The organism is Arthrobacter globiformis NBRC 12137, from assembly GCF_000238915.1.
Classification (GTDB): domain Bacteria; phylum Actinomycetota; class Actinomycetes; order Actinomycetales; family Micrococcaceae; genus Arthrobacter; species Arthrobacter globiformis.
In genome coordinates, this window is the sequence record NZ_BAEG01000119.1 from 1 (window position 1) to 947 (window position 947).

Sequence of the window (947 nt, forward strand, 5' to 3'; positions counted from 1 at the left end):
ACGGGGAACGCTCCTGCGTTCGCCCCGGCCCATGCCGGCACGGGGTCCCGGGACACCCCGCCGCCTGGCGGCGGGTACGGGGGCGGGACGTCCTCGGCGCGTCCTGCGAACCTGCGGTCTTTCGCGGCGAATTCCCGCGGCCTGGATGAGGGATTGTCTTCGGCCCCGGGGACCCTGGAGGGGCAGCTGTCCTCGTTTGAGTCCGGTTGCTATTGGGGACGGATTGAGGCGTCGGGGGTGATCGCCGCTTACCGGGAGTACCTGCGGGCCAACGAGAATGATGCACGGTGGGCGGTGACGGTCGCTGACGCGTTCGCCGCGGCCGGGGGCGAGGGAAATGTTTCCACTCTCTCGGACGCGGCTGTTAGCGAGGCGCTGGCCGCGGCCGGGGTCAGCGCCGGCAGGTCCGGGCTGGTGATTGATCCGCCGATGGCGGCGGGGGCACTGCCGACCAGCGGTTACGCCAATGACCCGGTGAACACGGCCACGGGCAACTTCATCGAGCCGGAAACGGATCTGGGGTTCGCCGGGGCCGCCTCGAACCTGGTGCTCTCGCGGATGTATAACTCGCTGGCGTCGGGTTTGGAGGAGTCCGGGGTGTTCGGTCCGGGGTGGGCCTCGGTCCTGGACCAGTACCTGGCGGTCTTGGACGAGGGCGTGCGGTGGGTGATGGCCGACGGCCGGGCGGTGGACTTTCCCCGTGAGGGGGACGGCTGGGGCCGCGGCGCGGGTGAAAACTATTGGCTGGCCCGGGAACCGGTGACCTCGGCAGGCGTGGCGGAGCTGGGTTCCCTGCCGGTGGGCGCATCCGAGGTGCTGGTGGTCCGGGACAACCAGGGCGCGTGGTGGGCCTACACCGTTGCGGGGGTGTGGCTCGGTGCCGGGGCGGGGCCGGGCCGGACGGTGTCCGTGGTCCGGGACAATCAGGTGTCCGTGGTCCGGGGAAA

General features: G+C 71.1%; 1 protein-coding gene. It reads left to right on the top strand.

Features of this window, described 5'->3' with window-relative positions; genetic code table 11:
• Positions 1-237: 237 nt before the first annotated feature.
• On the top strand, positions 238-947 hold a 710-nt coding region (locus ARGLB_RS22295; RefSeq protein WP_245531597.1), incomplete at its 3' end, for a DUF6531 domain-containing protein.